The sequence below is a fragment of the Roseiarcus fermentans genome (assembly GCF_003315135.1).
In the GTDB taxonomy this organism is placed as follows: Bacteria; Pseudomonadota; Alphaproteobacteria; order Rhizobiales; family Beijerinckiaceae; genus Roseiarcus; species Roseiarcus fermentans.
In genome coordinates, this window is record NZ_QNRK01000075.1 from 1 (window position 1) to 2,169 (window position 2,169).

3 protein-coding genes are annotated in these 2,169 nt (G+C 65.8%); all 3 read right to left on the minus strand.

Features of this window, described 5'->3' with window-relative positions; translation table 11 throughout:
- Positions 1 to 1,002, minus strand: a 1,002-nt coding sequence (locus DFR50_RS31025) for a ferritin family protein (protein WP_210209098.1), incomplete at its 3' end; no start/stop codon positions are given.
- 19 nt (positions 1,003 to 1,021) lie between these two features.
- Positions 1,022 to 1,294: an MmoB/DmpM family protein gene (locus DFR50_RS31030; protein WP_113894195.1), complete on the minus strand. Its 273-nt coding sequence runs from the start codon at positions 1,292 to 1,294 to the stop codon at positions 1,022 to 1,024.
- Positions 1,295 to 1,311: 17 nt separating this feature from the next.
- Positions 1,312 to 2,169: ferritin family protein (locus tag DFR50_RS31035; RefSeq protein ID WP_113894196.1), on the minus strand; the 858-nt coding region annotated here is incomplete at its 5' end.

A 2,169-nucleotide genomic window follows, 5' to 3' on the forward strand; every position in this document is an offset into this window, starting at 1 on the left:
CCAGTTCTGGTGCGACACGTGGTCGGCCTCGACCGTCGCCTGGTCGGCGTATTTGGGCGGGCGCAGGCCGTAGCGGGCGAGATCCTGGAACAGCGAGCCGCCGGCTTCGGTGAAGTAGATGTCCCAGGCTTCGCGCCAGGACATCACCTTCTTGGGCAGCATGTAGTCCATCATCATCGCCACGATGCCGAGCACCTTGTGGCCGCGCCAGAACCACTTGTCGACCCACTTCTGCACGATCGGCAGGTTGTCCGGGTGCTGCTCGAGCAGGAACTTGATCACCTCGATGCCGAGCGTCATGTGCCGGCTCTCGTCGGACTGCGCCGAGAAGCCGAAGGTCACCGTCGACATGTCGCCGTTGTAGGCCGCGCCCGACATGAACGGCACGAACAGGAGGTTGGTCAGCACGTATTCGAAGGCGAAGCCGATCGCGATCATGTATTCGAACGGGCCGGCGCTGCGGGCGTCGTCGAAGAACGACTTCGGCACGCTGAGATACCACACGCGGTCGTGCATGTGGGAGAACTCGCTGATGCCGTCGAAGAACTTGTTGTAGTGGCTGATCGTGTGCGCCTGGGTCTGGAAGTGGCGCAGCTCGTCGACCGACTGCTGCTGCGAGGCGACGCGCGGGCCGACGCCGCGCAGATGCCGGCCGGCGAAGGCGAAGCCGCGGTGGGCCGAGTACTCGAGCGGCGAAACGCCGGTCAGGAACAGCTTGAGCGCGTTGGCGTAGCGCCCGTCGGAGATCTTGGTCTGGCCGTTGTTCTGGGCGAAGGCGTCGAGCACGGCGTAGAGCTTGCGCTCCTTCTCGGCCTGGAACTTCCAGTAGGCGTCCATGGTCAGGCGGAACGGGTCCTCCCACGCCGACCAGTCCTTGATCTTGATCCCCTCGAACGTGTCGTAGGGGAACACCTTGTCCATCGGTTGATACGAGGTCTCCCAGTCGAGACCGCGGGTCATGTGCGCGTAGCGCTGCTTCAAGCCCAGTTTCTTGGCCGCCATGCCGTCCTCCCAGAGTCTGTTAGTGCTTCCAGCCGACGAGGAAATGGTCGTCGTCCTCGTCGAGATTGCCCGCCATCGAGACGAGCACGAGATGGATTTCCTGCGGATCCCAGGTGCGGCCGATGCGCTCCTCGACGGAGGCGCGGTTGACCACCAGCTCCATGTCGCGGTCGAGCTTGACGCAGCCCGGCATGTCGAGCACGCGAACGCCCGGATTGTCGGCGAGGATCGCCTCGATGATCGGGCGGGCGTCGTCGTTGTGCAGCAAAGTGAGCGAGGCGACTTGCGCCATGATGTTTCCCCCTCCGATCAGACGTTGAGACCGAGCGCGCGCGCCCGGGTCCTGGCGGCGTCGCCCGCCGCCTTGGCGGCGCCGGGAACGTCGAGCGCTTCCGCGAGCGGCTCTGCCGCCTCGGTCGCGCGGTCGATCCAGCGCTTCGCCCATTCCGAGACGAGCGCCTTGTTGGCGTCGCTCTCGGCCGCCACCGTCTTGACGACGGCGTCGCTCCAGCGGGCTTCCTCGGCGCGCCAGTCGGACATGAATTCGGTCAGCATGGCCACCGGGATCGCCCCGTCGCGCCAGGCGGCGTCCATGTGCTTGTAGGCCATGTCGAACAGGACCGCGTTCACGCCGAGCGTCTGGGCGACGTAGAGCTCGAACCAGTCGCGCTCGACGAACGTGTCCTCGATCAGCCGGCGCACGCCCTGCCAGGCGTCGTCGGCGAGCCAGGTCTCTTTGGCCTTGTCGAGGCTCGCGCCGGTCTGGCCGTCGAGCTCGAGGCCGATGCGCGAGACGATCTGCGCCATGCCGAGGTGGTCCATCGCCGAGAACATGCACGGCGCGGTGATCGCCGTGCCGTAGCCGCGCTGGCAGGCCTCGCTCAGGTTCATGTTCGAGCCCCAGTGCAGGTGGCGCAGCGGCAACAGACCGCGCTCGATCGCCGCCTTCGCGTCGGGCGTGAGCTTGTCGATCAGCCCGCGCTCCTCGATGAAGGCGAAGTTGCGATCGACCGACTGATGCATGGCGGCGCGGGCGATGTTGTAGGTCGCGTAGTAGAACTGGCGCGGGTCGAGCGGCTTGTACCAGTCCGCCATCACGACCGCGGTCTTGGCCTGGTCGAAATGCCAGAATTCCGCTTCCCACAGCGGCTTGTAATGGAAGTTCGC

Coding starts and splice junctions, on each gene's coding strand:
- DFR50_RS31030 (WP_113894195.1), bottom strand. CDS start 1,294: ATGGCGCAAGTCGCCTCGCTCACTTTGCTGCACAACGACGACGCCCGC.